Origin of the sequence: Micromonospora sp. NPDC047548 (assembly GCF_040642975.1) — a bacterium.
GTDB lineage: Bacteria > Actinomycetota > Actinomycetes > Mycobacteriales > Micromonosporaceae > Micromonospora.
Window position 1 is genome coordinate 81,135 of sequence record NZ_JBEYTI010000012.1, and the last position, 26,492, is coordinate 107,626.

Annotated in this window: 28 protein-coding genes and 1 pseudogene; 18 read left to right on the plus strand and 11 right to left on the minus strand. The window is 71.8% G+C overall.

Annotation, left to right across the window (positions count from 1 at the left end; all coding sequences use genetic code 11):
* Nucleotides 1-73 precede the first annotated feature (73 nt).
* On the minus strand, nucleotides 74-940 hold the full coding sequence (locus ABZ807_RS15265) for a GNAT family N-acetyltransferase (protein WP_357157097.1): 867 nt from the start codon (nucleotides 938-940) through the stop codon (nucleotides 74-76).
* A 577-nt stretch (nucleotides 941-1,517) separates the two neighbouring features.
* Here ABZ807_RS15265 and ABZ807_RS15270 point away from each other — a divergent pair.
* Nucleotides 1,518-2,084, plus strand: a complete 567-nt coding sequence (locus tag ABZ807_RS15270; protein ID WP_357157100.1) for a hypothetical protein — start codon at nucleotides 1,518-1,520, stop codon at nucleotides 2,082-2,084.
* Between the two features lie 72 nt (nucleotides 2,085-2,156).
* On the opposite strand, the gene ABZ807_RS15275 is transcribed toward ABZ807_RS15270, so the two are convergent.
* Entirely contained in the window at nucleotides 2,157-2,576 is a 420-nt protein-coding gene (locus ABZ807_RS15275; RefSeq protein WP_357157103.1) for a helix-turn-helix domain-containing protein, read from the minus strand.
* A 139-nt stretch (nucleotides 2,577-2,715) separates the two neighbouring features.
* Entirely contained in the window at nucleotides 2,716-4,053 is a 1,338-nt protein-coding gene (gdhA, locus tag ABZ807_RS15280; protein ID WP_357157107.1) for an NADP-specific glutamate dehydrogenase, read from the minus strand.
* Nucleotides 4,054-4,896: 843 nt separating this feature from the next.
* On the opposite strand from gdhA, the gene ABZ807_RS15285 reads away from it, so the two are divergent.
* The 4 genes from ABZ807_RS15285 (at nucleotide 4,897) to ABZ807_RS15300 (ending at nucleotide 7,976) form a co-directional block, all read left to right on the plus strand.
* Complete coding sequence (locus ABZ807_RS15285) at nucleotides 4,897-5,205, plus strand: MazG-like family protein (protein ID WP_357157391.1); 309 nt, start codon at nucleotides 4,897-4,899, stop codon at nucleotides 5,203-5,205.
* A gap of 185 nt (nucleotides 5,206-5,390) precedes the next feature.
* Nucleotides 5,391-5,807 (plus strand): hypothetical protein, encoded by a 417-nt coding sequence (locus ABZ807_RS15290; protein ID WP_357157413.1) that lies wholly within the window; start codon nucleotides 5,391-5,393, stop codon nucleotides 5,805-5,807.
* Nucleotides 5,808-6,650: 843 nt separating this feature from the next.
* The gene (locus tag ABZ807_RS15295) at nucleotides 6,651-7,217 is read left to right on the plus strand and encodes a hypothetical protein (RefSeq protein WP_357157110.1); all 567 of its coding nucleotides are present in this window, start codon (nucleotides 6,651-6,653) and stop codon (nucleotides 7,215-7,217) included.
* A 351-nt stretch (nucleotides 7,218-7,568) separates the two neighbouring features.
* Nucleotides 7,569-7,976 carry a protein-tyrosine phosphatase family protein gene (locus tag ABZ807_RS15300; protein ID WP_357157113.1) on the plus strand — a complete coding sequence of 136 codons (408 nt, stop codon included), beginning with the start codon at nucleotides 7,569-7,571 and terminating at the stop codon, nucleotides 7,974-7,976.
* A gap of 260 nt (nucleotides 7,977-8,236) precedes the next feature.
* On the opposite strand, the gene ABZ807_RS15305 is transcribed toward ABZ807_RS15300, so the two are convergent.
* A complete protein-coding gene (locus ABZ807_RS15305) occupies nucleotides 8,237-10,510 on the minus strand; it encodes an excinuclease ABC subunit UvrA (protein ID WP_357157116.1) in 2,274 nt (757 codons plus the stop codon).
* A gap of 115 nt (nucleotides 10,511-10,625) precedes the next feature.
* On the opposite strand from ABZ807_RS15305, the gene ABZ807_RS15310 reads away from it, so the two are divergent.
* The 6 genes from ABZ807_RS15310 (at nucleotide 10,626) to ABZ807_RS15335 (ending at nucleotide 16,205) form a co-directional block, all read left to right on the plus strand.
* Complete coding sequence (locus ABZ807_RS15310; protein WP_357157119.1) at nucleotides 10,626-11,351, plus strand: MerR family transcriptional regulator; 726 nt, start codon at nucleotides 10,626-10,628, stop codon at nucleotides 11,349-11,351.
* 155 nt (nucleotides 11,352-11,506) lie between these two features.
* Nucleotides 11,507-12,523 (plus strand): SPFH domain-containing protein, encoded by a 1,017-nt coding sequence (locus tag ABZ807_RS15315; protein WP_357157121.1) that lies wholly within the window; start codon nucleotides 11,507-11,509, stop codon nucleotides 12,521-12,523.
* Nucleotides 12,523-12,840 (plus strand): hypothetical protein, encoded by a 318-nt coding sequence (locus tag ABZ807_RS15320; protein ID WP_357157124.1) that lies wholly within the window; start codon nucleotides 12,523-12,525, stop codon nucleotides 12,838-12,840. Before ABZ807_RS15315 ends, ABZ807_RS15320 begins: the two co-directional genes overlap by 1 nt.
* A gap of 44 nt (nucleotides 12,841-12,884) precedes the next feature.
* Nucleotides 12,885-14,135: a serine hydrolase gene (locus tag ABZ807_RS15325; RefSeq protein ID WP_357157127.1), complete on the plus strand. Its 1,251-nt coding sequence runs from the start codon at nucleotides 12,885-12,887 to the stop codon at nucleotides 14,133-14,135.
* A 73-nt stretch (nucleotides 14,136-14,208) separates the two neighbouring features.
* Complete coding sequence (locus ABZ807_RS15330) at nucleotides 14,209-14,994, plus strand: peptidylprolyl isomerase (RefSeq protein ID WP_357157130.1); 786 nt, start codon at nucleotides 14,209-14,211, stop codon at nucleotides 14,992-14,994.
* 413 nt (nucleotides 14,995-15,407) lie between these two features.
* Nucleotides 15,408-16,205, plus strand: a complete 798-nt coding sequence (locus ABZ807_RS15335; protein ID WP_357157394.1) for a M15 family metallopeptidase — start codon at nucleotides 15,408-15,410, stop codon at nucleotides 16,203-16,205.
* A gap of 58 nt (nucleotides 16,206-16,263) precedes the next feature.
* Here ABZ807_RS15335 and ABZ807_RS15340 read toward each other — a convergent pair whose 3' ends face one another.
* Nucleotides 16,264-16,713: a hypothetical protein gene (locus ABZ807_RS15340; protein WP_357157133.1), complete on the minus strand. Its 450-nt coding sequence runs from the start codon at nucleotides 16,711-16,713 to the stop codon at nucleotides 16,264-16,266.
* 37 nt (nucleotides 16,714-16,750) lie between these two features.
* On the opposite strand from ABZ807_RS15340, the gene ABZ807_RS15345 reads away from it, so the two are divergent.
* Nucleotides 16,751-17,257 carry a DinB family protein gene (locus tag ABZ807_RS15345; protein ID WP_357157136.1) on the plus strand — a complete coding sequence of 169 codons (507 nt, stop codon included), beginning with the start codon at nucleotides 16,751-16,753 and terminating at the stop codon, nucleotides 17,255-17,257.
* Between the two features lie 95 nt (nucleotides 17,258-17,352).
* Nucleotides 17,353-18,393, plus strand: coding sequence for a zinc-dependent alcohol dehydrogenase family protein (locus ABZ807_RS15350; protein WP_357157139.1), 1,041 nt, complete (start codon nucleotides 17,353-17,355; stop codon nucleotides 18,391-18,393).
* A gap of 81 nt (nucleotides 18,394-18,474) precedes the next feature.
* On the opposite strand, the gene ABZ807_RS15355 is transcribed toward ABZ807_RS15350, so the two are convergent.
* From ABZ807_RS15355 to ABZ807_RS15365, 3 genes are all read right to left on the minus strand, one after another.
* The gene (locus ABZ807_RS15355; RefSeq protein ID WP_357157144.1) at nucleotides 18,475-19,293 is read right to left on the minus strand and encodes an alpha/beta hydrolase family protein; all 819 of its coding nucleotides are present in this window, start codon (nucleotides 19,291-19,293) and stop codon (nucleotides 18,475-18,477) included.
* 102 nt (nucleotides 19,294-19,395) lie between these two features.
* On the minus strand, nucleotides 19,396-19,533 hold the full coding sequence (locus ABZ807_RS15360; RefSeq protein WP_357157147.1) for a hypothetical protein: 138 nt from the start codon (nucleotides 19,531-19,533) through the stop codon (nucleotides 19,396-19,398).
* A gap of 9 nt (nucleotides 19,534-19,542) precedes the next feature.
* Nucleotides 19,543-20,610 (minus strand): YafY family protein, encoded by a 1,068-nt coding sequence (locus ABZ807_RS15365; protein ID WP_357157397.1) that lies wholly within the window; start codon nucleotides 20,608-20,610, stop codon nucleotides 19,543-19,545.
* A gap of 91 nt (nucleotides 20,611-20,701) precedes the next feature.
* Between ABZ807_RS15365 and ABZ807_RS15370 the strand changes: the two genes are divergently transcribed.
* The 5 genes from ABZ807_RS15370 to ABZ807_RS15390 all read left to right on the plus strand — a co-directional run bounded on the left by ABZ807_RS15370 (nucleotide 20,702) and on the right by ABZ807_RS15390 (nucleotide 23,052).
* On the plus strand, nucleotides 20,702-21,118 hold the full coding sequence (locus ABZ807_RS15370) for a VOC family protein (RefSeq protein ID WP_357157150.1): 417 nt from the start codon (nucleotides 20,702-20,704) through the stop codon (nucleotides 21,116-21,118).
* 7 nt (nucleotides 21,119-21,125) lie between these two features.
* On the plus strand, nucleotides 21,126-21,599 hold the full coding sequence (locus tag ABZ807_RS15375; protein WP_357157153.1) for a hypothetical protein: 474 nt from the start codon (nucleotides 21,126-21,128) through the stop codon (nucleotides 21,597-21,599).
* Between the two features lie 205 nt (nucleotides 21,600-21,804).
* Nucleotides 21,805-22,149 carry a metalloregulator ArsR/SmtB family transcription factor gene (locus ABZ807_RS15380; protein WP_357157400.1) on the plus strand — a complete coding sequence of 115 codons (345 nt, stop codon included), beginning with the start codon at nucleotides 21,805-21,807 and terminating at the stop codon, nucleotides 22,147-22,149.
* Nucleotides 22,146-22,616 carry an SRPBCC domain-containing protein gene (locus ABZ807_RS15385; protein ID WP_357157156.1) on the plus strand — a complete coding sequence of 157 codons (471 nt, stop codon included), beginning with the start codon at nucleotides 22,146-22,148 and terminating at the stop codon, nucleotides 22,614-22,616. The genes ABZ807_RS15380 and ABZ807_RS15385 overlap by 4 nt, the downstream gene beginning before the upstream one ends.
* Nucleotides 22,606-23,052: a DUF6069 family protein gene (locus ABZ807_RS15390; protein ID WP_357157159.1), complete on the plus strand. Its 447-nt coding sequence runs from the start codon at nucleotides 22,606-22,608 to the stop codon at nucleotides 23,050-23,052. The genes ABZ807_RS15385 and ABZ807_RS15390 overlap by 11 nt, the downstream gene beginning before the upstream one ends.
* 271 nt (nucleotides 23,053-23,323) lie before the next feature.
* Here the strand turns inward: ABZ807_RS15390 and ABZ807_RS15395 are convergent.
* From ABZ807_RS15395 to ABZ807_RS15405, 3 genes and pseudogenes are all read right to left on the minus strand, one after another.
* Nucleotides 23,324-24,045, minus strand: a pseudogene (locus tag ABZ807_RS15395) (VOC family protein).
* 401 nt (nucleotides 24,046-24,446) lie between these two features.
* On the minus strand, nucleotides 24,447-25,478 hold the full coding sequence (locus tag ABZ807_RS15400) for a BtrH N-terminal domain-containing protein (protein WP_357157162.1): 1,032 nt from the start codon (nucleotides 25,476-25,478) through the stop codon (nucleotides 24,447-24,449).
* Entirely contained in the window at nucleotides 25,475-26,332 is an 858-nt protein-coding gene (locus tag ABZ807_RS15405; protein ID WP_357157165.1) for a GyrI-like domain-containing protein, read from the minus strand. The genes ABZ807_RS15400 and ABZ807_RS15405 overlap by 4 nt, the downstream gene beginning before the upstream one ends.
* Between the last annotated feature and the right edge of the window lie 160 nt (nucleotides 26,333-26,492).

Consider the following 26,492-nt stretch of genomic DNA (forward strand, 5'->3'; position numbering starts at 1 on the left):
CCCGAACGATCCTGGCAGAACACCTTCCGTGGCCCTAAAGGGGTGAAGTCGCAGGTCAGCGTCGTTGTTCGTGCTAGAGATTCGATGAATCGTCGCTTCTGTCCGGTGCGAAGCAGAGAGTGGTGTCACCGAGAGCGGTGTGTCGCGTCGGAAAGCTGGATAACGGAGACGTAGCGGCCGGCAGCGGCACCGTGAGCACCCGGGCCACCGGGCGGAAACCGGCCGCGTCGTACATCCGGCGGGCCGGATTGCCGTCGGCTACCGACAGGCCCACCCGGGGCAGCCCGGCCGCGCAGGCTCCGCGCAGCGCGTGGCCAAGCAGCGCCCGCCCCAGCCCCCGCCGCTGCGCCGCCGGCACCACCCCGAGGTTGAGGATCCAGGCGCAGACGTCCGCGGTCCACGGCACCGGCCCCGCGGCGAGGACGTGACCGGCGCTGCGCCCGTCCGGACCGACCACCCGCGCCGATGCCGGCAGCAGCGGCGGCACCGGCTCGGCCCGCTCGAACATCGCCCGCACCTCGGCGGTGTCGCTCGGCTGCCACCGCCCGTCCGGATGGTCCGGCCCGTACGCCGCCGCCAGCCCCTCGGCCAGGTCGTCGTCCCAGCCGGCGGGGGCCAACGACCAGCCGGCCGGCAGCGTCGCCGCCTCCGGTACGTCGATCAGGTCGTGCCGCATGTCCGTGGCCGCCCTGCGCAGGGTCAGACCCCCGGCGACCAGCGCGCCGGCCAGAGCATCGTCCGGCGTCTCCAGCCGTGCGCCCGCGAGGTCCCGGCGGGCCTGGGCGGCGAGCCGGCGCACGTCCGATCCCGGCAACGGCGTCACCTCCGTGGCCACGCGCCCCCCGTCGTCGTCGTGCAGCCGTAGACGGGCCAGCGGAGTGCCGTCGTCGGTGATCAGGAGGTGGTGGTCGGGTGCTTCCGGGGCGGGATGCAGCGGCATCACCGCACCGTAATGGCGGGCTCTGGTTTCCTCCACCGGGTTCCGCCCGCTGTCCGCGGTGGGTGTGGCCGCCGTGCCCGGCTCCGGGCGCTTGATCCCTGCGCCGGCCACACCCTCGTCGTCGGCAGGCTCCGTGCGTCCGCGCCGGGCCCTTTCGAGGTACGGGGATGGGGTGGGCGTCGCGGGCGGTCTCGTCGTCTGACGACGTGGCGTCCGATGGCACCCCGGATGTCCGAATCGCCGAGCGCGTCGATGTTCGAATTTGCGATGTCTGCGCGGGCTGTCCCGTGACCGGCGGCACCGTCAGCCTGGAATGGTGGTCGGGCCGGGGTCGTTACACCCTCCGTACGACCGCAGCAGCAGCCCCGCCGGCCTGGCCCGATGACGTGACGTGGCCCGGAATGACGGCGGGCCGGTGGTCGTTACACATGGTCCCGGCGCCGCGAGCCCCCGCTCGCGATGTCCTGCCGGACGAAGACTTTCCCTTTGATTCTTGAGCGCCTTGTCGTGGTGCTTGCCCGCGTGCTCGATCCCCCGGTCGAGTCGTGGTGCCGACCCCCGCATTGGAGCTTTCCTGATGAACACGATCATGCGTAAGAGCGTTCTTGGTATTGCTGGTCTGGCTTTCGCCGGTGGTGTGTTCGCCGGTCCGGCCACCGGTGCCCACGCCGCCCCGGCAGTGGACGCCAAGCCGGTCGCCGTTGCGGTGCAGGCGGACAAGTACGGTGTGCAGGGCGCGCAGTCCCGGATCGACCTTGGTGATGAGCAGATGAAGAACGTGAAGGCGATCATCGCCGCGACGAAGAAGTCGGGCCTGGACGAGCGGGCCGCCGTGATCTCGATCGCCACCGCCCTGCAGGAGTCGAAGCTGGAGAACCTGGGTCACCTGGGTGACCGCAACGACCACGACTCGCTGGGCCTGTTCCAGCAGCGCCCGAGTTCGGGTTGGGGCACGCCGGAGCAGATCACCGACCCCGAGTACTCGACGATGGCGTTCCAGAAGGGTCTGAAGCAGGTCGACGGCTGGAAGGACATGCCGCTCACGCAGGCCGCGCAGACCGTGCAGGTCTCGGCCTACCCGGACGCCTACGCCCAGTGGGAGCAGCAGGCCGCCGACCTCGTCGCCCAGCACTGGAACAGCTGACCCACCGCACCACCATGCTGGCCGGCACCCCCACCAGGGGTGCCGGCCAGCGGCGTATCCGGACCGGCCCGGTCAGGGGCACGCGGAGTACAGCCGACGGGTGCCCACCCCGGCGGCGTACGCGGCCCGGTCGCTGAACCGGCGGCCGAAGAGGAAGTCCTTCCAGACCGCGAAGGCCTGCTCCGCGCCCGGGCGCGGGCCGCCGGAGCGGTTGATGATCTCCCGTTGCGGTATGCCATAGGTCCGCCAGAGCCTGCCGCAAGACGACCGACGACACCTCGCCCAGCCATTCCGCTTGAGCGTCTGCTTCGCGGCCGTGATGACCTGCTTGGACAGTTCCCCGTCCGACACGTATGGCAGGCCGTTCTCCCTGGGCGTCTGGCGTGCGCGCAGCCCGTCGTTGAACACCACGCGGGCGCACCCGAACGCCCGAGACAGCGCGCCGCGCTGGCTGGCGTCCGGGTACACCCGGTAGTTGTAACGGAGCTGCACGAACCACACTCTCCCATTGGTTTGTGCCTGAACTCGAAGGTATTCGCACTGGTAGGCACTGCGTGTTTGCCCCGCACGTTCACTTGGTCTTCGTGACAAAGTTCCGGCACAAGGTGTTCGTCCGGTCAGGCCGCCCGGCTCAGACCAGTCCGTGCGCGAGCATCGCCTCGGCGACGCGGCGGAACCCGTCGATGTTCGCCCCGGCCACGTAGTCTCCGGGCAGCCCGTACTCCTCCGCGGTGGCCCAGCAGCGGTCGTGGATGTCCCGCATGATCCCCCGCAGCCGCTGTTCCGACTGGGTGAACGTCCACGAGTCCCGGCTGGCGTTCTGCTGCATCTCCAGAGCGCTCACCGCCACCCCGCCCGCGTTGGCCGCCTTGCCCGGGGCGAACCGCACCCCGGCCCGGCCGAGGATGCGCACCGCCTCCGGCGTGGTCGGCATGTTCGCGCCCTCCACCACCGCGACGCAGCCGCCGGTCACCAGCGCCGCGGCCTCCGCGCCGCCGATCTCGTTCTGCGTCGCGCATGGCAGCGCCAGCTCGCAGGGCACCTCCCAGACGGTACGACCGGAGACCGCCACCGCGTGCGGCACGTGCCGGGCGTAGTCGTCGAGCCGGGCGCGGCGCTGCTCCTTCAGCTCCCGCAGCAGCTCCAGGTTGATGCCCTTCTCGTCCAGCACGTACCCGGTCGAGTCGGAGCAGGCGACCACCCTCCCGCCGAGCTGGTGCGCCTTCTCGATCGCGTAGATCGCCACGTTGCCGGAGCCGGAGACCACCACCCGCTTGTCGTCCAGGCTGTCCCCGGCCTGCTTGAGCATCTCCTCGGCGAAGAAGACCGCCCCGTAGCCGGTCGCTTCCCGGCGCACCTGCGCACCCCCGTACGACAGGCCCTTGCCGGTGAGCACCCCCGACTCGTACCGGTTGGTGATCCGCTTGTACTGGCCGAACAGGTAGCCGATCTCCCGGCCGCCGACGCCGATGTCCCCGGCCGGCACGTCGGTCTGCGCGCCGATGTGCCGGTACAGCTCGGTCATGAAGCTCTGGCAGAAGCGCATCACCTCCCGGTCCGAGCGCCCCTTCGGGTCGAAGTCCGCGCCGCCCTTGCCGCCGCCGATCGGCAGCCCGGTCAACGCGTTCTTGAAGATCTGCTCGAAGCCGAGGAACTTGACGATCCCGAGGTAGACCGACGGGTGGAAGCGCAGCCCGCCCTTGAATGGGCCGAGCGCGCTGTTGAACTCCACCCGGAAGCCCCGGTTGACCCGGATCCGACCGCGGTCGTCCTCCCACGGCACCCGGAAGATGACCTGTCGCTCCGGCTCGCAGATCCGCTCGATGATCCGCGCCTCGGCGTACTCGGGGTGTCGGGCCAGCGCCGGGCCGATGCTCTCCAGCACCTCGCGCACCGCTTGATGGAACTCCGGCTCACCCGGATTGCGGGCGACCACACTGGCGAACACCGTCTCCACGGTCTCCGGCATACCGACACGTCCCTTCGTTTCCTGCTGGTAGCCCCGTTGCTATCGATATGCGGGCCAGTGCTCCGCCCTTCAGGGCGGGGGAGAAGGCCCGTGCGGGAGGGGCGCCAGGCCCGAGCGTGCCTTATACCGGGCGATTCTGCTGCTCGGTGTATTGACGCAGGATATTCAGCGGTGTGCCGTCCCACGGAGCTGGCGAAGTACGAACCAGACCAGAGTCCAGCTCGGTCTCGGAGTCGGCGTGCACCGCCCGCATGATCGCTTCGAGCCGGGACAGGCGCCGGTCGCCGATCAGCTGGTGAGCTCGATCTTGCGGTCACCGACCTTGCCGGTGCCCTTGGTGGCGTAGCGGGAACGTCGTCGCGTAGGCCGAGTGAGCGTGCGGACGACGAAAAATGCGGGTCCGCGAGTGGGAAAAGTTGTCCAGGTCTGTCATATACCAATGACACCATGTGCGGGTGCGGCTTCGTTATAACTATCGGATGTGCTCGGGTGGTGGTCAACCGCGCAGTTCGTGCAGATGTTGGAGTACAGGGCCGCCCGGTACGGGCGCACCTTGCCCGGGTGGACCGGTTCTTCCCGTCGACCCGGATGTGCTCCGGCTGCGGGCGTGTCAACGACACGATGGCGCTGAACGTCCGAGCGTGGGCCTGCCCGTGGCAGTCGCCACGATCGGGACGTCAACGCCGCGATCAACATCTTGGCCGCCGGACGGGCGGACAGGCCAAACGACCGTGGAGCGTACGTAAGACCGGCACTCGTGCCGGCACCGCGCAACGAATGTCGGCGTACCCGCCAACCGTCCCGGGATAGGGGCCGTCACCTATGTCCGGTTCACTGGTCGGCGTGGACGAGTCGATCTGGGACGCGGTGCGGGCCTCGCGGGGCTGGCTGGACGCCGCCAACGGCACCGGGCAGGCGGAGCTGACCTGCCGGATCCTCAAGCTCACCGAGGAGGCCGGCGAGGCGGCGGGCGCCTGGATCGGCGTGCTCGGCCAGAACCCCCGCAAGGGCGTCACGCACACCCGCGAGGACGTCGCCGCCGAACTCGCCGACGTGGTCTTCACGGCCCTGGTCGCCATCGAGAGCTTGGGGTTGGACGCCCGATCGGTGGTCGCCGAGTGCGCGTCCAAGGTCCGCGCCCGCACGTCCTGAAACCCCGTTCTCCGCCACAAGTCCGTGCGGTCGTACCGCCGTTGGGTTGTGCCGGCTGGGTCGCGGCCTCGTACGGGACGGCGGACTACATTCGAACCGTCTGCAAGAACAGGGGACGGTATTGATCCTCGAGGAGTGAGATCTCTCAAGTGAGTAGGCCTGCCGATCCCAGCACCCTGTTGACGTTGTCGTTGCGGCGGTTCTACGCCCTGAGCGAGAAGGAACGGGACGAGCTCAGGTTCGGGCGATCTGGATCGATGTCCGACGTGGCGTTCGGACATGGCATGCGAGCGGCGAGCTGGTTCGTTCTGCTCGCGCTGCTCACGGTGGTTTCGGCTGGCCCATGGCTGATCGCCTTCCAGCTCGGGGCGCAGGGTGTGGAGCGGGCGGTTGTGGAGAGCCTCATCGTCGTTCTCCTCATCACCGTGGCGATGGGTGCCTGGCACGGGCTGTTCCTGCTGGCATCGGTGGCGGCGAACCTGACTCCGGCGTTGCGGGGAAGTCGGCGGGCGGCGCGACTGCTCAGCTCAGGCTGGTTCGATACCGTCGCTCTCATCGTTGTGGTCGCGCTCGTGGTGGCCCTTCGACGTTCGGCCGGCTGAGCCCGTCCGGCGACGGGCGGGAGGTGACCGGACCCGGCACCATCACTCCCGGCCGGCCCGCTTACCCAGGAGCAGAGCGGTGGCGCGGCCAGGTCGACCCGGCGTTCGGCTCCCGGCAGCACCAGCGCGCGCAGGTCCGCGACGCGGGTCAGCCACTCGTCGTCCTCGGGGCGCGGGCGCCGCCGCCTGGTCACCCCTGCCCGGGTACGCGCGACATCCCACCCCCGTCGCCGGTTCGGTGGCCGCTCGGTCGGGCTGCCGTTGCAGACGGTTGGTGTCATCGGCGGGCTCCGCGCGGTACGTCCGGTTACGTGCAGGCCGGCGCTCGCCGCTCGGTATGCCTGGGTCCGCGCGGAGGCAGCGCGGTATGTCCGGTGCGCGCCGAGGGGCCAGCGGCCCGGTATGTCCGGAGTGCGCGGGAGACTTTGGCCGGCACGGTATGTGCGGGCTGCGCGGGGAAGCTCGGGCGGCGCGTCATGTCCGGTTCGTGGGGCCGCTCACCGTCCGGTTCGCCCCGACCGTGGCCGAGTGTCCTGTGACCGGCGGCATCGTGGGCCCGGAATGGTGGCCGGGCGGGGGTGGTTACATCACCTGGACGATCGCAGCAGCAACCCCCGCTGGCTTGGCTTGATGGTGTGGCCGGCCCGGGGTGTGGGTCCCCGGGAATGGTGGTGGGCCGCCGGTCGTTACACATGGTCCCGGCGCCGCGAGCCCCTGCGGTTCGCGATGTTCTGCCGGACAGAGACTTCCCCTCTTGTTTTTGTTGAGCGCCTTGTCGTGGTGCTTGCGCGTGTCCGGCCCCCGTCGGATGCGTCGCCGATCCCCCTCGAAGGAGCTACCCCCATGAACACGATCATGCGTAAGAGCGTTCTTGGTATTGCTGGTCTGGCTTTCGCCGGTGGTGTGTTCGCCGGTCCGGCCACCGGTGCCCACGCTGCCCCGGCAGTGGACGCCAAGCCGGTCGCCGTTGCGGTGCAGGCGGACAAGCACGGTGTGCAGGGCGCGCAGTCCCGGATCGACCTTGGTGATGAGCAGATGAAGAACGTGAAGGCGATCATCGCGGCGACGAAGAAGTCGGGTCTGGACGAGCGGGCCGCCGTGATCTCGATCGCCACCAGCCTGCAGGAGTCGAAGCTGGAGAACCTGGGTCACCTGGGTGACCGCAACGACCACGACTCGCTGGGCCTGTTCCAGCAGCGCCCCTCCAGCGGTTGGGGCACGGTCGAGCAGATCACCGACCCCGAGTACTCGACGATGGCGTTCGAGAAGGGCCTGAAGCAGGTTGACGGCTGGCAGGACATGCCGCTGACCGAGGCCGCGCAGACCGTGCAGGTGTCGGCCTACCCCGACGCCTACGCCCAGTGGGAGCAGCAGGCCGCCGACCTCGTCGCCCAGCACTGGAACAGCTGACCCACCGCACCACCATGCTGGCCGGCACCCCCACCAGGGGTGCCGGCCTGCGGCATATCCGACACGACCCCGCGGCGGCTGCCCACGACGGGGGGTGTGGCCCGCCCGAGTGGTGGCACCGGTCACCCGAGCTGGGTGGAACAGCGGACCGGGGTAGCCTGTTGAGTCAGGTGTCGGTGTGTCCAGTGTCCCCGGGCCTCACCTAATTGCCGCCGCGGAATACCGTCCGGCTGGAGCCGCGTCGCGCCACTCGCCGAGAGGCGACCTGCACACCGACACCCCAGCGCCGCCCCCGACCCACCCGGGCCGGGGGCGGCGCTGCTTGCGCACCTCCTGCGGCAGAATCACGGGATGAACTGGTCCGAGACGACCGGGGTGGTCGTACTGCCCAGCGGCGCGACCGTGCGCGGGCGCCGCGTCGGCGATCCCGCCTCGCCCGCCGACTTCGCCCTGCTCCTGGCCCCGGGCCCAGCGCCGGCCTGGCCGCACCGGCGGATCCGGTGGCCCGACTTCTGGCTGCCGCTGGACCGCGCCGACGCCCTCGATGCGCTGGGGGAGGCACTGCGCCGGGCGCACGACGGCGCGCGCGTCGAGGTCGCCTGCCGGGGCGGCGTCGGCCGGACCGGGACGGCGCTGGCCGCCCTGGCGATCCTGGACGGCCTGCCGGCGGAACGGGCGGTGAGCTGGGTACGGGAGCGCTACCACCTCCGGGCGGTGGAGACGCCCTGGCAGCGGCGCTGGCTGCGCCGGCTGGGGTGACCGGGGCGCCGGCTGTGGCACGGCAGCCGCGCCGCCGGACGGCGCGGCACCGGGCCGGCGGCTGACGACCGTCCCGCTGTCCACCCCTCGCCACCTCGGGCGGGTCACGGTCTCGCTGACGGTGCTCAGCGTGCTGGCGACGCTCTTCCTGGACGTCTTCCTGGTGACGTCCGCGGTGTCCATGCTGATGGCCGGCCGGTGGTGCTGATCGGGCAGCGGTGGCGGCTCCGGGCCGGCGCCGATGATCACCGGCTGAGCCGCTATCCGCCGACGTACTCGCGCAGGTGGCGGGCGGTGAGCGTGTCGCCGTGTGCGACGAGGTCGGCGGGGGTGCCGGTGAACACGATCCGGCCGCCGTCGTGCCCGGCGCCCGGCCCGAGGTCGATGATCCAGTCGGCGTGCGCCATCACCGCCTGGTGGTGCTCGATGACGACCACCGTGTTGCCGTCGTCGACCAGCCGGTCCAGCAGGGCCAGCAGTTGGTCCACGTCGGCCAGGTGCAGGCCGGTGGTGGGCTCGTCCAGCACGTAGGTGCTCGACTTCTCCGCCATGTGGATGGCCAGCTTCAACCGTTGCCGCTCGCCGCCGGAGAGGGTGGTGAGCGGCTGGCCCAGGCCGAGATATCCCAGGCCGACGTCGGCCAGCCGGTCCAGCACGGCTCGGGCCTGACCGCCGGGGAAGAACTCCCGGGCCTCGGTGACCGGCATCGCGAGGACCTCGCTGATGTTCTTCCCGCGCAGGGTGTAGGTCAGCACCTCGTCGGTGTATCGGCGCCCCTCGCACCGCTCGCAGACCGTGGCGACGCCGGCCATCATCGCCAGGTCGGTGTAGACCAGCCCGATGCCCTTGCAGGTCGGGCAGGCGCCCTCGGAGTTGGCGCTGAACAGGGCCGCCTTGACCCCGTTGGCCTTGGCGAAGGCGGTGCGGATCGGGTCGAGCAGCCCGGTGTAGGTGGCCGGGTTGCTGCGCCGGGAACCCCGGATGGGGGACTGGTCCACCACGACCACCCCGCTGCGGCGCGGCAGCGAGCCGTGGATCAGCGAGCTCTTGCCCGAGCCGGCCACCCCGGTGACGACGGTGAGCACCCCGAGCGGGATGTCGACGTCGACGTCGCGCAGGTTGTGCAGGTCGGCGCTGCGGATCGGCAGCTGCCCGGTCGGACGGCGTACCGGGTCGCGCAGGGTGACCCGGTGGTCGAGGTGGCGCCCGGTGAGGGTGTCGGAGCGGCGCAGGCCGGCGACGTCGCCGGTGTAGCAGAGCCGGCCGCCGGCCGATCCGGCGCCGGGACCGAGGTCGACCACGTGGTCGGCGATCGCGATGGTCTCCGGCTTGTGCTCCACGACCAGCACCGTGTTGCCCTTGTCCCGCAGGCGTAGCAGCAGGTCGTTCATCCGGGCGATGTCGTGCGGGTGCAGCCCCACCGTCGGTTCGTCGAAGACGTACGTCACGTCGGAGAGGCTGGAGCCCAGGTGCCGGACCATCTTCACCCGTTGCGCCTCGCCCCCGGACAGGGTCGTCGACTCGCGGTCGAGGCTCAGGTAGCCGAGGCCGATCTCCACCAGCGAGTCCAGCGTCTCGCGCAGGGTGGCCACCAGCGGCGCCACCGACGGGTCGTCCACGGCGCGGACGAACTCTGCCAGGTCGCTGATCTGCATGGCCGCGCACTCGGCGATGTTGCGCCCGGCGATCCGGGAGGACAGCGCCGCGCGGTTGAGTCGGGCGCCGCCGCAGTCCGCGCAGGTGGTGAAGGTGACCGCCCGGTCCACGAACGCCCGGATGTGCGGCTGCATCGACTCGCGGTCCTTGCTCAGGTAGAGCCGGCGCACCTTCACCGCCAGCCCCTCGTACGTCCAGTTGTTGCTGCCCATCTTGATCTTCGTGGCCGGCTTGTGCAGGAAGTCCTGCCACTGCTGCGGGGTGAAGTCCTGCAGTTTGGCGTCGGGGTCGAAGAGGCCGGAGCCGACGATGGTCTGCCAGTACCAGGAGTCGACGGCGAAGTTCGGCACCAGGATTGCCCCGTCGTTGAGCGACCGCTCCACGTCGACCATCGCGTGCACGTCCAGGTCGGAGACCCGGCCCAGCCCCTCGCAGGTGGGGCACATCCCCTCGGTGAGGTTGAAGCTGAACGCGCCGGCCGACCCGACGTGCGGGTCCCCGAGCCGGCTGAACACGATGCGCAGCATCGCGTACGCGTCGGTCGCCGTGCCCACCGTGGAGCGGGAGTTGGCACCCATCCGCTCCTGGTCGACGACGATCGCGGCGCTCAGGTTGCGCAGCGCGTCGACGTCCGGCCGGCTCAGGCTCGGCATGAAGCTCTGCAGGAAGGCGCTGTACGTCTCGTTGATCAGGCGTTGCGACTCGGCGGCGATGGTGCCGAAGACCAGGGACGACTTCCCGGACCCGGACACCCCGGTGAAGACGGTCAGCCGGCGCTTGGGGAGGTCGACCGAAACCCCGGTGAGGTTGTTCTCCCGGGCGCCTCGTACCTCGATGACGTCGTGGCTGTCGGCGGCGTACCGCGCTCGCTGCTCCATGGATTCAATCCTCTCATTGAGCTCCGTGTGAAAGCTTCAGCACGAGTTCCCGAGGTCGGCGGTGGGATGTGGCCCGGAAAGTCTCAAACGACGTGGCAGCCGATAGGGTGACCCGGTGAAGGACGGGCGGTTGCGGGTGGTCGATGTCGCGGCCACCGCCGGGATCTCCACCCAGCAGGTGCGCAACTACCTCGACGAGGGGGTCCTGCCGCCGGCCGGCCGTACGCCCAGCGGCTACCGGGTGCTCACCGCCGCACACGTGCGCGCGCTCGCCGTGCTGCGCCTGATGGCCGAGGGGCACGGCTGGGCGCGTACCCGGACGGTGATGGCCGCGGTCCACCGGGGCGACCTGGCGGCGGCGCTGGCGGCGCTGGACGCCGGCCACGCCGAACTGGACCGCGAGCGGACAGAGATCCGCCGCGTCCTCGGCGCCTTCGAGACGGTGGTGGTCAGCCCGCCGGTCGTGGTGCCCGCGCCGCGTCGCGGCGCGCGGATCGGCGAGGTCGCGGACCTGGTCGGGGTCCGCACCTCCCAGCTGCGGCTGTGGGAGGAGCGGGGGCTGCTGCGGCCCGCGCGCGAACCGGGCACGAGCTACCGGCTGTACGACGGCGCGGAGCTGCGCGCCGCGCAGGTCGTCGCGCTGCTGCGCCGGGGCGGCTACCCGTTTGAGATCGTGGCGGCCGTCCTGGCCGAGATGCGGACCACCGGTCGGCCCCAGCGGGTCCACGCCGAGCTGGCCCGGCGCGAGCAGGATCTGCACCGGCGCAGCCTGCGGCGGCTGCGCGCCTCGGCCACCCTGTACGACTACCTCGCCGAGATCGGGCTCGCCGGCCCCGGCTGATCCGCGCTCCGCCCGTCCACCTTGCCCGGCCCGGTCCACCGTCAGGACGACGACGCCGAGTCGCGGCGCACGTCGCAGCCGGTGCGTTGACCACGGGTGTCAACCTGATCTCGAAGCGCGGACGTGGCCCGCGCCATGTCGGGGGAGGAATCAGGATGACCACACTGCACAACCGTCGGGCAGCGTCGCCGGTGCCGTCGCGGGTGCTGCCCATCGTCGGGGCGGTGCTGGCCGGCGTGACGGTGCTGATCGTCGCGCTGGCCACGCTGATCGGCGGCTTCGACAAGACCGCCGGCGGCGAGGTGGGCGTGGTGCGCAACGGAGGCTGGTTCGACAACAACCGGGTCCGGCAGGTGATCCCGGCCGGCTCCGCCCGGACCTGGACCGGCCTCTACTCCACCATGCACCGATACCCGGCCCAGCAGCGCTTCTACACCGTCACCGCCGACTCCTCCCGGGGCGACCGCACCGGCGTGGACGTGGTCAACACCCCGTCCAGCGACGGCGTGGAGATGGGCATCGAGGGCACCATCTACTTCACCCTCAACCTCGACCCGAAGGTGATGGCGGAGTTCGACACCAGGTTCGGCACGCGGCAGTTCCGCGGCGTCGACGGCGAGCTGCGCTACGCCTACGACGGCGACGAGGGCTGGAGCAGCTTCCTGGACGCCATCGTCCGCCCGGTGATCGACAACGACCTGCGCATCCAGATCAGCAAGTTCCGCTGCGCCGAGCTGGTCTCCAGCTGCGCCCTCGTGCAGAACGGGGCGCAGCGTGCGCCGGCGGCCACCCCGGGCGACCCGGACGCCGCCGGGCAGGCCAACAACACCAACATCGCCAAGGTGCAGGAGGCGGTCAACGAGAGCCTGCCCAAGGACCTCGCCGAGATGCTCGGTGGCGCCTTCTTCGAGGGAATCAAGTTCAACCTCGCCCGGGTCACCCTGCCGGCCACCGTCCAGGACGCCGTCAACAAGGCCCAGGCGGCGTACGCGGCGGTGAGCGAGGCCCAGGCCAAGGTGGCCCAGGCCAGGGCCGAGGCGGACGCGAACAAGACCCGCCAGCAGGGCTACGACGCCTGCTCCGCCTGCGCCCAGATCGACATCATCAAGGCGTTGCCGCCGGGGGTCACCACGTACGCCCCGGGCGCCGGCGCGACCGTGCCACTGAAGTAGTGCGCGCCCTGGTCCTGGCGCTGGCCCTCGGTGTCGCGCTGGGCGTGGTCGGTCTGACGTACCTGCTGCTCACCGCCCTCACCGCCCGGCGCGGGCGGCGGGCGCGCTGGCAGGTGCGGCACTACGGGCGGGACGGGGCGACCCTGGTGGTGGTGGCACTCGTCCCGTCCGGCGGCCGGGCGCTCGACGAGCAGGTGGTCGACCGGATCCCGGACGGCGACCCGGAGTGGACGACACGGTTCCTGCGGGCCCGGGAGGTTGCCGAGGAACGCGCCTTCCACCTCAACGACGGCGCGACGGGGCTGCCCGGTGGGTGAGGGCGTACCGGTGGCACGGTTGGTTGTCGGTATGGTGCCTGACCATGAGAGCCCGGGTCCTGGCCGCCGCCACCGTCGCCGTACTCCTCAGCACCGGGACGGCCGTCCCGGCGGACGCCGCGCCGCCGGCGGCGCTGGCCCCCGGCGTCGCCGCGCCCTGCCCGAAGCTGGCGGCACCGGCGGTGACCCGCCCGCCGCGACCGACGCCACCGGAAGCGGTGCCTGAGCAACGCACGGTGGGCGGGGAGGCGCTGGCCACCCCCGGCCTGGTCGTCCCGCCCGGAACGCCCGCGCCGCCGCCGGTCACCGCGACCTCCTGGCTGGTCGCGGACCTGGACAGCGGCGAGGTGCTCGGCGGCTGCGGCCCGCACGAGCACGCCACCCCGGCGAGCGTGCAGAAGCTGCTGCTGGCCGCCACCATGCTGCCGAAGCTGGACCCGAAGCAGGTGGTCACGGTGACCCGGGACGACCTGGACATCGAGCCGGGCAGCTCCGCCGTCGGTCTGCTGGTGGGCGGCCGGTACCCGGTGGAGACGGTCTGGCTCGGACTGCTGCTCCAGTCCGGCAATGAGGCGGCGAACCTGCTGGCCCGGCTCGGCGCCGGCAGCGCGCAGGCCGGGGTACGGGAGATGAACGCCGAGGCGCGCCGGCTCGGTGCCCTCCAGACCCACGCGGTGACCCCCTCCGGCCTGGACGGCCCGGGCCAGTTCACCAGCGCGTACGACCTGGCGCTGATCGCCCGGGTCTGCTTCGCCAACCCCGCCTTCCGGCGGTACGCGCTCACCGAGCGGACTCAGATCCCCGCCCAGCCCGCCCTGCGCAAGCCCGGTTTCCAGATCCAGAACGAGAACCGCCTGATCTACGACTACCCCGGGGCGCTCGGCGGCAAGACCGGCTTCACCGAGCTGGCCCGGCACACCTACGTCGGCGCCGCCGAGCGCAACGGCCGGCGGCTGGTGGTCACCCTGCTCAACGCCGAACGGCGTCCGGTACGGGCCTGGGAGCAGGGGGCGCGGTTGCTCGACTGGGGCTTCTCGCTGCCCACGGACTCGTCCGTGGGCAGGCTGGTGGAGCCGGGGGAGGTGACCGGGGACGGCGGGGACGGCCCGACCCCGTCGGTGGGCCCGGACGCCGGCGCGGCCCTGGCCGCCGACCGGTCGCCCGGTGGCGCGCCGGACTGGCTCGGCGGCGCGGTGGTCGGCGGCTCGGCGGGACTGGTCGGGTTGCTCGCCGCGCTGCTGGCGGTCGGGCGGCGGCGTCGCCGGTCCCGGCGGCGGGCGGCCCGATGGGATTGACGGGCGTCGACAACCGGCCGACACCTCCATAGACTCCGGTCTTCTGGTGCCACGAGTCCAGGGAGGACCCCACGTGTCGAGCGAACCCCGACCGCACGCCATTCCGCCGCGGTTCCGCGCGGCTCCGACGCTGCGCCGCCTCGCCGGCGTGACGCTGGCCTCGGCCGCGCTGGTCGTCGCCGGCGGCACCGCCGCAGTCGCCGCGCCGGGCACCGACGCGTCCGCGCCGCCGCGGACGACCCACGGACCGTGCGCGTACACCGCGACGCCCGACGAGCCGGCGGCCCGGCCGGTGCCGCTGCCCCCGGACCCGCGGCGTACGCCCGACCGGGGCACCGTCCGGGTCACCCTGCGCACCAACCAGGGCCCCATCGGGCTGACCCTGGACCGGGAGCAGGCCCCGTGCACCGTGCAGAGCTTCCTGCACCTGGCCCGGCACCGGTTCTACGACCACGCGCCCTGCCACCGGCTGACCGCGTACCCGACGCTCAAGGTGCTCCAGTGCGGCGACCCGTCCGGCACCGGCGAGGGCGGCCCCGGCTACCGGTACGCCGACGAGCTGCCCACCGACCTGCCGCCGGCGCCGACCGACCCGACCGGCGTCCGTCGGCTCTACGCCCGGGGCACGCTCGCGATGGCCAACGCCGGGCCGGACACCAACGGCAGTCAGTTCTTCCTGGTGCAGGCCGACTCGGCGCTGCGCCCCAACTACACCGTCTTCGGCTCGGTCGACGAGGCCGGCCTCGCCACGCTCGACCGGATCGCCGCCGGCGGGATCGCGTCCACCCCCGAGGAGCCGGCGCCGGTCGACGGCGCGCCGGCCCAGCCGGTGGAGATCTGTCAGGCCGCCCGGCACTGACGCCGGCGCGGGCGGGGCTGCGGGTGCGCCGTCCCGCCCGACACCTGGCCGCGGCCCTTTCTCGACTCCTGACCGCCGGTGGCCAGGTCGGGATCGTACGGCCGGGCCCGGCGGTGATTTCCCGGATCGGCGGACCGGACCGCCCGCGCCTCACTACCGTTCGTCAGAGTGAGAGTTCGCAGCCGGATCGTCGCTGCCCTCGCCGCCGTCCTGCCGCCGGCGGGCACACCGGCCGTGGCGAACGCCACCGGGACCGCCGCCGTCAGCACCGGGCCGTGCCCGCCCGTACCGTCGGTATCCCGGCCGCCGCGGCCGGCACCGCCCCCGGCGGACCCCGCGTGACACCCACCGCCCGGGCCCGCCCCGGTGCCGCGCCGCCCAGCCACCGGCGGCGAGTGGCCCGGGCGGTGGCCCTGCTGCTGGCGGTGGCGGCGGTCGACGGCTGCCAGCGCCCGCCCGGTCCGGCGCCGCGGCCCAGCGCGGTCACGCCGTCGCCGACCGGCGTGACAGCCCCGGCCGACTTCGTGCTGCTCTCCGAGGTCGACCCGAGCATCGCCGTGGACATCCGGTACGCCACCGCGCACAACTTCGTGGGCCGGCCGGTCGACGGTTACCCCGAACCGCTCTGCCTGCTCACCCGGACCGCGGCCGAGGCGTTGCGCCGGGTGCAGACGGCCGCCCGCGCCCAAGGCCGCAGCCTGCGGGTGTACGACTGCTACCGACCCCAGCGGGCGGTCGACGACTTCGTCCGTTGGGCGCAGGACCCCGCCGACCAGCGCATGAAGGCCGAGTTCTATCCCGGGGTGGACAAGTCGAGGCTCTTCGACGACGGCTACCTCGGGGCGCCCACCGCGCACAGCCGGGGCAGCACCCTCGACCTGACCCTGGAGCCGGTGCCGGCGCCGCCCGGGGCCACGTTCACCCCGGGGCAGCCGCTGGTGGCCTGCACCGCACCGGCCGGCCGGCGCTTCGCCGACGGCGGCGTCGACATGGGCACCGGCTTCGACTGCTTCGACCCGCTGGCCCACACCGACGACCCGCGCGTCACCGGCACGCCACGGCAGAACCGGCACCTGCTGCGTCGGTTGATGGAGCAGGGCGGGTTCGTCAACTACGACCGTGAGTGGTGGCATTACCGCTACGCCGACGAGCCGTATCCGAACATGTACTTCGACTTCCCCGTCGCGGTGTCGTCGCTCCCGCCGCGCTGAGCCACGGGGGTGCCACCCGAGGCCGGAGCGTCCGCGGCGGATGCCCCGGCCGGTCAGCTCAGCGGATGCCGCGGGCCTCGAAGGCCGCGCGGGTCGCCGCGGCGGCGGACGCGCCGTGCAGCCGCTGGACGGCGGCGACGGTGGCCAGCGCCGCGTCCCGGAACGTGGTGTCCCGGGCGAAGGCGAACTGCGCCTCCACGATGGCGGTGGTGGCCCGGCGGTCGCCCAGGGCGGCGCGGATGTCCCAGAGCGCCCGGGACCAGATCTCGCCGTCGGCGTGCACCTCGCCCCGCACGTCGCGCGGGTAGACCTTCGCCTCGTCCAGTCGGCGCAGGCAGTGCGGCGCGGTATGGGTGTAGGCGACCGCGTCCCAGTCGGCGACGCAGGCCTCCGGGGTCCCGGTCGGCGGATCGGGCGAGGTGCGGAGGCATCTCGTGATCCCGTCGAGGGCGGACCGATCCGCTGGGATTAGGCTCCCCGGCGACCCCTGCCAACCCTCGGCGGGCACGCCACCGCCGTCCCGTCGCCGACGTGAAGGAGCCGTCGTGGAGCTCGAACGGATCGGCCCGCCCCTGCTCGCGGGGGAGCGGGAGACGCTGCGCGCGTTTCTCGACTTCCACCGGGCGACCCTGGCCATGAAGTGCCGGGGCCTGACCGACGAGGAACTGCGCCGCCGGTCCATGTCGCCCTCGACGCTCACCCTGCTCGGCCTGCTGCGGCACCTGGCCGAAGTGGAGCGGGCCTGGTTCCGGCGGGTGATCAACGCCGAGGACATCCCGCTGATCTGGTCGGAGACCGGCGACTACCAGGAGGCGTACGACCCGACCGGCTCGACCGGCGCGGAGGCGTTCGAGGTGTGGCAGCGGGAGGTGGAGCACTCCCGCCGGATCGAGCGGGAGGCCGATTCCCTCGACGTCACCGGGCACCAGGCGCGCTGGGGCGAGGACGTCTCGCTGCGGCTGGTGATGCTGCACATGATGCACGAGTACGCCCGGCACAACGGCCACGCCGACTTCCTCCGGGAGAGCATCGACGGTTCCGTCGGGGTGTGACGGGCCGACCGTCCCCGGCGCCGGGTCCTCCGGCCCTGCCCCCGGTCCCCACATGCGAGCAGCGTGGGAGGTGACCTACGGCGTAAGGAGGAGCCATGAAGGCACTCGTCTACGGCGGACCGGGTGAGCGGTCCTGGCAGGACATTCCCGATCCCCGACTCGTCGGCCCCCGCGATGCGATCGTCCGGGTCGACGCGGTCACCATCTGCGGGACCGACCTGCACATCCTCGGCGGTGACGTGCCCGAGGTACGTCCCGGCCGGGTCCTCGGCCACGAGGCCGTCGGTACGGTGGTGGCGGTCGGCGACGGGGTGACCAACCTGGCCGAGGGGGACCGGGTCCTCGCATCCTGCATCTCCGCCTGCGGAGTCTGCCGGTACTGCCGGGAGGGCAGCTACGGGCAGTGCCTCGGCGGCGGTGGCTGGATCCTCGGCCACACCGTCGACGGCGTGCAGGCCGAGTATGCCCGCATCCCGTTCGCCGACCTGTCCACCTACCGGCTGCCGGAGTCGGTCACCGACGAGGCGGCGGTGCTGCTGGCCGACATCCTGCCCACCTCGTACGAGGTCGGCGTGCTCAACGGCCGGGTCACCCCCGGCGACACCGTCGTGGTGGTCGGGGCCGGCCCGATCGGGCTGGCGGCCGTCCAGACGGCGAAGTTGTTCTCGCCGGCGCGGATCGTGGTGGTCGACCAGGCGGTGAGCCGGCTGGAGGCGGCCAAGCGGTTCGGCGCGGATGTCACGCTGCGGCCCGAGGACGATCCGCTGGAGGCGGTACGTGGCCTCACCGGCGGCCTCGGCGCGGACGTGGCGATCGAGGCGGTCGGTGTCCCGGCCACCTTCGAACTCTGCGTCGGCCTGGTCCGCCCCGGCGGGCGGGTGGCCAACGTGGGTGTGCACGGCGGTCCGGCGACCCTGCACCTGGAACAGCTGTGGATCCGCAACGTCACCATCACCACTGGCCTGGTGGACACCCGCACCACGCCCAAGCTGCTCGACATGCTGGTCGCCGGGCAGTTCGACACCGCGCAGATGGTCACCCACCGGTTCGCCCTGGCGGAGATCGAGCAGGCGTACGACGTCTTCTCCCGTCCGGCCGAGACCGGCGCGTTGAAGGTCGTGCTGACCCGTGGCTGACCGTTCGTGCCGGGAGAGGAGGCCAGCGATGACCGGCCCCACCGCACCTGCGGCCCTCCCGCCGCGGGTGCGGTGTCCGGCTCAGTGCCGGCCGGTGTTCGCCGGGGCGGCCGCGCCGCCGGCCGGCCGGCCGGGTAGCGGCAGCCAGGCCAGCACGTCGCGGATCTTGTCGTCCCAGTACGCCCAGTCGTGGTCGCCGCGGGAGAAGTCCACGGTGACCGGCACGCCCCGTGCCCGCGCCGCCTCGACGAAGCGCAGGTTGTCCTCGTACAGGAAGTCCTCGGTGCCGCAGGCGACGTAGAGCGCGGGCGGGTCGACGCCGGCCCGGCCGACCAGCGCCACCGTGTCGTCGTCGCTGCCCGGCACCTCCCGGTCGCCCCAGACGGTGTGCCAGACGGTCGGGTCGACCGGCCTGGTCGGGTGGTCCCGCCGGTGGGCGACGTCCAGCGCGCCGGAGAGGCTCGCGGCGGCGGCGAACCGGTCCGGGTGGCGCAGCGCCCACTTCAGCGCGCCGTACCCGCCCATCGACAGCCCGGCCACGAAGGTGTCCTCCCGCCGTGGGGAGAGCCGGAAGAACGACCGGCACACCTGCGGCAGCTCCTCGCTGAGGAACGTCCAGTAGCGGTTGCCGTGCGCCTCGTCGGTGTAGAAGCTCCGCTCGGCGCGGGGCATGACCACGGCCAGGCCCAGCGGGGCGACGTACCGCTCCACCGAGGTGCGCCGCAGCCAGATGCTCTCGTCGTCGGTCAGGCCGTGCAGCAGGTACAGCACGGGCGGGTCGCCGTCGGCCCCGCCGCCCGACACCCCGATCTCGGCGGTGGTGGCCTGCGGCAGGATCACCATCATCGACGTGTTGAGGCCGAGCGCCTCGGAGAAGAAGTCGCAACGGACCAGTGCCATGGTCTCTGACCGTACCGGCTCAGCCGGCCCCGCGCGGCGGGCAGGCGGCGGGAGCTCGGGTTCGCCAGTCCGGCAGCGGCATGATCGGCGCGATGGTCAGCCCTACCGGGTACCCGTCGAGCGCGAGCCGGCCAGCCCGGCCAGGTCGCGGGTCGGCACCCGCTCGCCGCTCGCGTCGTGCGGAGCCGGGGGTACGCCCACCGCCAGCGGCTCGTCGACGTCCACGCTGTCCGGCGGCATCCCGGCCGGTCACCCGTTCCGGGGCGGAACCAACGGCGGGCCACCCGAGGAGTCCGGCACCGGCTGGGGCATCGCGCCGTACGGCCCCACATCGCCGTTGCCCGGGCCGTGGAGCGGCCCGCCGCTGCCGGCCGCCGCCGCGTAGCGGGCCGCCAGCGCCGCGAGCAGGTCGCGCAGCTCCGGCGGGTCGAGCACGTCGAACCCGAGGTTCAGGCTGCCCAGGAAGCCGGCCAGGTCGTGCAGCGAGTTCGCGCCCGTCTCCAGCAGGCAGGTGGCCTCGTCGAGCGGCTCCAGCAGGCCGGCCGAGGGCGCCAGCAGCCCGGCGACCACACTCGCGGGCGCGTGCAGCCGTACCCGCGCGGGGTGCCGCCACGGCGCGGAGCCGGCGCCCCGCCGCAGCCGCCAGTCGACCTCGGCCTCCGGCACCGCCCGGGGCGCGAAACGGGGACCGTTCGGCGACCGCGGACGGACCCGGTCCGCGCGGAACGTCCGCCAGTCCGCGCGCTCCGGATCCCAGGCCAGCAGGTACCAGCGGTGTCCGGTGTAGACCAGCCGGTGCGGCTCCACCTCCCGACGGCTGGCGGTGCCGTCGCGGCGGACGTAGTCGAAGCGCAGCCGCTCCCGCTGGTGGATCGCCGCAGTGACCTCGGTCAGCGTCGCCACCGGCACGGTCGGACCGCCCCCGGCCGTCGAGACCGTGGCGGCCCGCACCGCGTCCACCCGGTGCCGCAGCCGGGACGGCAGCGACTGCTCCAGCTTGGCGAGCGCACGCAGCGAGGTCTCCTCGATCCCGGTGACGGTGCCCGCCGCGGCGGCCCGCAGGCCGACGGCGACCGCCACCGCCTCCTCGTCGTCGAGCAGCAGCGGCGGCAGGACGCTGCCCGGCCCGAGCCGGTAACCGCCCGCCGCTCCCGGGCGGGAGTCCACCCGGTAGCCCAGGGCGCGCAGCCGCTCCATGTCGGCGCGCACCGTCCGGGTGGTTACGCCCAGCCGGGCGGCGAGCTCACCACCCGGCCAGTCCCGCCGGGACTGGAGCAACGACAGCAACCGCAGCAACCGCACCGACGTCTCCACCATGCCGGACAGTCTGCCCGCCATCGCGGAACCGCACCTTCCGCAATCCTTCGTAGCGTGCGTGGCAAGGAACCGATCGAGGAGAGGGACCACCATGCTGCGAGGCATCGCCACCGTCAACTTCTGGGCCGACGACCTGCCTGCCGCGAAGACCTGGTACGCCGACCTGCTCGGCGTCGAGCCGTACTTCGAGCGGGCCGGGGCCGACGGGAACCCGGCGTATTACGAGTTCCGGCTCGGCGACCACCAGCACGAGCTCGGCCTTATCGACAGCCGGTACGCCCCGCCCGGAACCGCCGCCGGACCGGGCGGCGCGGTCGCCTACTGGCACGTCGACGACCTGCCGGCGACCGTGGCCCGGTTGCTGGCGGCCGGCGCCCGCGAGCACGACCCGATCCGGGAGCGGGGCGCCGGATTCGTCACCGCGTCCGTGGTGGACCCGTTCGGAAACGTGCTGGGGGTGATGACGAACCCGCACTACCTTGAGATGCTTCAGGCGGGGCGATCATGACCAGGGGGTGACGACGGACGGCACGCTGGAAGGGCTGGCCCGCAACCCGGCCATCCCCGCCGACCTGCTGGACCTGCTCGTCCGCCACGCGGACGCCCCCCTGTGGGAACTCGCCGGCCGGGACGACCTCACCCCCGCCCAGCGGAGGCTGCTGGTCGCCCGGGGGCGGGTCCCGGGTCGCCCTCGCCCTGGACCTCTGCCTGGTACGGTCGCCCGCCTGCGCCGACGGCGGCGCATCCCGCGCTCCGCCCGCAGATCCCAGAGGGCCCGCTCGACGGCCTTGACCGAGGGTGGTGGAGGCCGCCGCCGCGAACCCGGCACCGCCCCGTCGGCGATGCGCCGCCTGTTCACCCCACCGGCAGCGAACGGCGTTCCTGGCATCATGACCGATCACGTCGGCCTGCTGCGCAGGATTCTGAGACTCGCGCTCACAGGCAGCAACCCGGAGTACCCACCGGGGCCAGATCCAGCGTCAATCTGAGGGCCGGACTCAACCCGTACCAAGAACCGTCGACGTCAGCGGGTGACGCACCCCCAGTTTCATCCACCCACCAGCGGTGCGCCAGCACCATGACCATCTGAGGGGGCCCCGACGCAGCAATGCGTCGGGGCTACCCGACTGCGTCGCCACGCGCAGCACCACGACGACATTGAACTTGAAGGTTCAGCGTCGTAAGGTGAACTACATGGTTCACCAACAGGTCCTGGATCGGGTGTTCGCCTCGCTGGCCGATCCGACCCGCCGAGGCATTCTGATCCGGCTCGGCGAGGGCCCGGCCACCATCGGCGAGCTCGCCGAGCCGACCGGGATGAGCCTGACCGGCATGAAGAAGCACGTCCAGGTGCTCGAAGATGCCGGACTCGTCGTCACGGAGAAGGTCGGCCGGTCACGCCAGTGTCGCCTCGGTGTTGCGCCGCTGGATGAGGCGATGGCCTGGATCGGCTTCTACCAGCGGCTCTGGGCGCGCCGCCTCGACGGTCTCGACGCCTACTTCACTCTCCAGCCCGGCCCGAAGGGACAGGATTCATGACTCTTGACATGCGGATGACGCGGCAACTGCCCGCGACACCGGAGGAGGTTTTCGACGCGTACACGGACGCCGAGAAGCAGAAGGTCTGGTTCTCCATCCTCGACGAGCAGCCCGGCATCGTCGAGATCGAGGTCGATCTGCGAGTCGGCGGACAGCAGACTGCGGTGTGGGGGCCCAGCCCCGACATGTTGTTCCGGGAGACGCAGACGTTCGTCGAGATCGACCGTCCGCACCGGCTCGTCACCGAGTCCAACGGCGCCAGCCCGGACGGCATGACCATGACGACCCGCATCGAGGTCACTTTCGAAGAGAAGGACGGCGGCACCCTGATGACCGTCGTCCAGAGCGGCTTCCCGGTTCCCGAGGTCCGTGACTTCTTCGTCGGCGAGGTGTGGGCAGGTGCATTCGCCCGTATCGAGGCGTTCCTGGCCCGTGAGGGCGGAACGGAGCTTGCTGATGTCGAGTAGGCCGTCGCGGGTGGCGGTCGTCGCTGTCGGTGGCGTGACCGCCGTGGTGGTCAATCTCATCGTCTACAGCACCGGGCGAGCAGCCGGCGGCACGTTCCGATTCACCTCCTCCAGCGGACCGGCCGAGGTCGACGCGGTCACCGTCGCTGGTTTCAGCGCGGTACCGCTGCTGATCGGCCTTGCTGCCGTCGCCCTGCTGGCACCTCTTGCTGCCTGGGTCATCCAGGTCGCCTTGGTCGCCGGCCCGGCGCTGGCGGTCGGCACGATCGTCCTAATGACTCTGCCCACCGACTTCGACACCGCGAGCAAGGCGACACTGGCCCTCTGCCACCTGACACTCGTCCCCATCATCATCGCCGCCGTGGTCGCCATCGGCCGGCAGGCGCGGCCCACCCGCGCCACAAAGCCACACCAACCTGAGCCGCACGGCACGTGAAAGGAATGCCAGCGACGTGTCCCGCTCTCCGCAGTTCGATCAGGCCACAGGAGCCAGAGCTGTTGCGTAGTCGGGCGGCAGGGCTCTGAGCGCCGTGAAGAGCAACGAAATCCCGGCATTCGCGCCGCTACTCAACGCGGTCGAGACCGTGCTGGGCGGTGCATGCGAAGCTCGGCCGGCGGGGAACTGGCGGCACCGCATCCGGCCGCCGACTGCGTGTGTGAGACGCCCTGGATCTGCCGATGAGCGGTAGATCGATGCGTAAGCTGGCTCACCGCAGCGCCGCTGCAAGTTCGGCGGCGTTCTCGAACGCTGGCGTCGCCCGTTCGATCTCGCCTTCACTGAGCACGACGCGTTTGACGCGGTCCAGCATTTCCGCCGCGGTCTCTGGGTCGTGCAGTACACCATCGCCAGTTCGGCGCGGTAGATCAGGGCCTCTACCTGCGCGACCGGGTCGTTCTCGGATTGCGGGCGGGCCAATGCGCCGTCGAGGATCCGGACGCCCTGTCGGACGTCACCCCTGGAGTCGGCCTGCACGACAGCGTTCGCCAGAGCCTTGGCCAGACGCCCTTCAGGCAGGGTCGCCACCATGGGAGCAGTAGTGGCATTCCGAACGACACGGATCCAGTTGCCGCCTGGGTCGATGACGCTGAATCCGCCCAACCCGTCGTAGTTCTTCCGCGCTCTTGGTCGGGTCATTCGCGGTGTACCGGACACCAGTACCTTGCCGTACGCGGCGCGCATGCCGGCGGCGAACGCCCGGTGCAGTCCCTCAATGTCCGAGCTGAGTACGAGGCAGGAACCGGCTGACTGATCTGGCTGGAATCCGGCGATCTCGAAGAAGTGTAGGTGCAGGTCTTCACGCTGCAACGCCACGTATGGGTTGGGTTTGCGCTGTTTGTACGTCGTCCGGAATCCGAGAACCTCGTAGAAGGCGACGACGTCGTCGATGGATGCGCAAGGCAGCAGCGGAACGGTCACCTCGTTGGCCATGCCTCCTTCCTAGCCGCCGCAGCGTTCCCGTCGCACATGGAAATAGCCGACCGTCCTGTTCGGTCATCCGATCGGCCGACGGGCCAGAAAGGGGGCCGGCCGACAGCCCCTGGGTTGTTCGAGGCTTGCAGCGGCGACGGCGCAGAGATACGGTCCACGCCGTGATCGCTCCTGCCGATGTGCCCAGGTGATCCGCTCGGTCCGCCGCGTCCCTGACGTCGTTGACGCGGGCTGATCCGGCGTGGGCCGCGCCCCGGTCAGCAGGCGATGTGGCAGCGGTACCGGGTCCAGCATGGGCCGGATGGCGCTCAATCCGAGATCAGGCACACGGATTTGCCGCCGAGCGGGCGCCACGGTCCCGTGTCGCCGCGATGTGGGGCGGACGCCCGGTCGTACCGATGTCAGTGCGTTGGAACGGGTGTGGGCGCGCAGTTGTCGGGTGGTTGGGCGGTGCGAATGCCGGTCAGGGTCTGCATGGCGTGTCGTTCCTTGTTCGACAGCTCGGCGAGGATTTCCGAGGCGCGGGTCAGGTGGTCTGGGTCGCCGGTTTCTCCGGCGGTCGCGATGTGGTGGGAGACCTCGGTCCACAACGGAGCGACCTCGGCGTAGAGTTGGTGGCCGAGGTGGAGGTTGTCGTCGTCGACGATCGTGGCGCATTCGGCGAGGAAGTCGCGGTACATTGCGCGAAACAGGGCGCCGCCGGTCCCGCCCCGTTCCATCAGCGTCGCGGCCAGGCTGAGGTCGCGGTGCGGGTCGCTTGAGCGGTCGAGCCATCGTGCCACCTGCCGGGCCGCCTTGCCGATGCCGCGGTGGCCGAGGTTGGCGATGGGCGGGTTGAGAAAGGCGTGCGCGTTGCGGAGGATGGCTGCCCGGATGGCGTCGCCCAGGTCGGTCCGGGCCGCAGAGCCAGCCACGGTGTACGAAAGGTTGCGGGCGGTCATCGGTCCGCGTTCGTTGCGGGCCTGTTCCAGGCTCGTCAGCGTGGTTGTCACGGTACCGCCCTGCTGGGCAGTGTCGATCAGGTAGGCGTGCGTGTCGTCGTAGCCGTGCATCGCGACGAAGTGGGCCCCGAAGTGGACCTTCGTGGTGAAGTAGTCCAGGTGGTAGGAGTCCAACTGAAGGCCGACCGGGCGTCCGGCGTCGAGGGCGGCAGCGACGTTCTGCCAGGCCCGGCGGGGCGAGGCGGTCTCCTCGGTGTGCAGCGTCAGGCCCAGCCGGTTGGCCAGCGTCCGGGTAATCGTGAACGGCTTGGTGCGGCCGCCGAGGAACGGAAAGTCCATGCTCTTGGCGTCCCAGTAGACGAAGCCCAGGCCTTCGCCGAGGCCGAACAGCATGGGCTCGGACAACTCGAGGCCTTCGTGGCGCAGCAGAGCGCCAAGCGCGGTGGTCTCGCAGTGCTGACCGGCGGGGAACGCCACCTTCTCGATGATCATCTGGTTTTCCGATCTGTTGGTCGGGCCGGGCCGGCCGGGGACCGGACCGGCCAGGCGATCTCCGTGCGGAGCGCGGCCGTGGGCATACCGGGCGCGGGCGAGGTGAGGTAGTGCTCCTCGACCGGGCCCGCCAGAGCCCGGTCGTGCTCGGCGATCCAGCGGCCCAGCGACCGGTAGGCGGTCTCGACGTCGTCGTAGCCGCCCTGATGGACGGTCGCGGCGAGCAGACAGCCCGGCAGTTGCCCGGCTGCGATCGTCGCGGTCGGCCGGGGCGGGCGGACTACCGGCACGAACAGCTCCACGTCCAGCTCCGCCGCGTCGAGGTCGTCACTGAGGTAGCGGGTCCCAGCCGGCCCCGCCGGGGCGATCCCCTGCTCGGCGAGGCCCGCGAACAACCGCGCGTACCCGGGCCCCAGCGCTTCGGCCAACCTGCTCAGCGGTGTACGCACCCGCGCATAAGCAATCGGCTGGGCGTCACGCCACCGCTCGTACACCTGCAGCCAGCCCGGCACGCGCTCCGGCTCGGCCAGCACCGCGCCCAACTCCCCGGCGATCCGCTCCAGCCGCGCCGCCCGCGCGGCCACGCGCTCCCGGTGCCGCTCGATGGCGGCGCGTGCCCGCTCCGGGGTGTCGGCCACCAGAATCTCGGCGATCTCGGGCAACGGCACCTCCAGCTCTCGTAGCCGCCGGATCAGCCCCGCCCGCGGAAACTGGTCGACGCCGTACCACCGGTAACCGGTATCCGGATCGACCCGCGCCGGAACAAGCAGACCCAGCCGGTCATAGTTGCGCAGCACACGAACGGACAACCTGGTCGCCCGCGCGAACACCCCGATCGACATCAACCCCGTCATCTCCGCCTCCCAACAGCCTTGACCCTCCCCCTGGGAGAGGGTCAACCCCGACCGACCGGCAACGGAACAGATCATCGTTGAACCCGGCTGGCCGGCCCAAACCCAAAGCACCTGCCGACCGAGCCCCTCGGCAAGCCCACCCAATCCGCACATGCCGCCG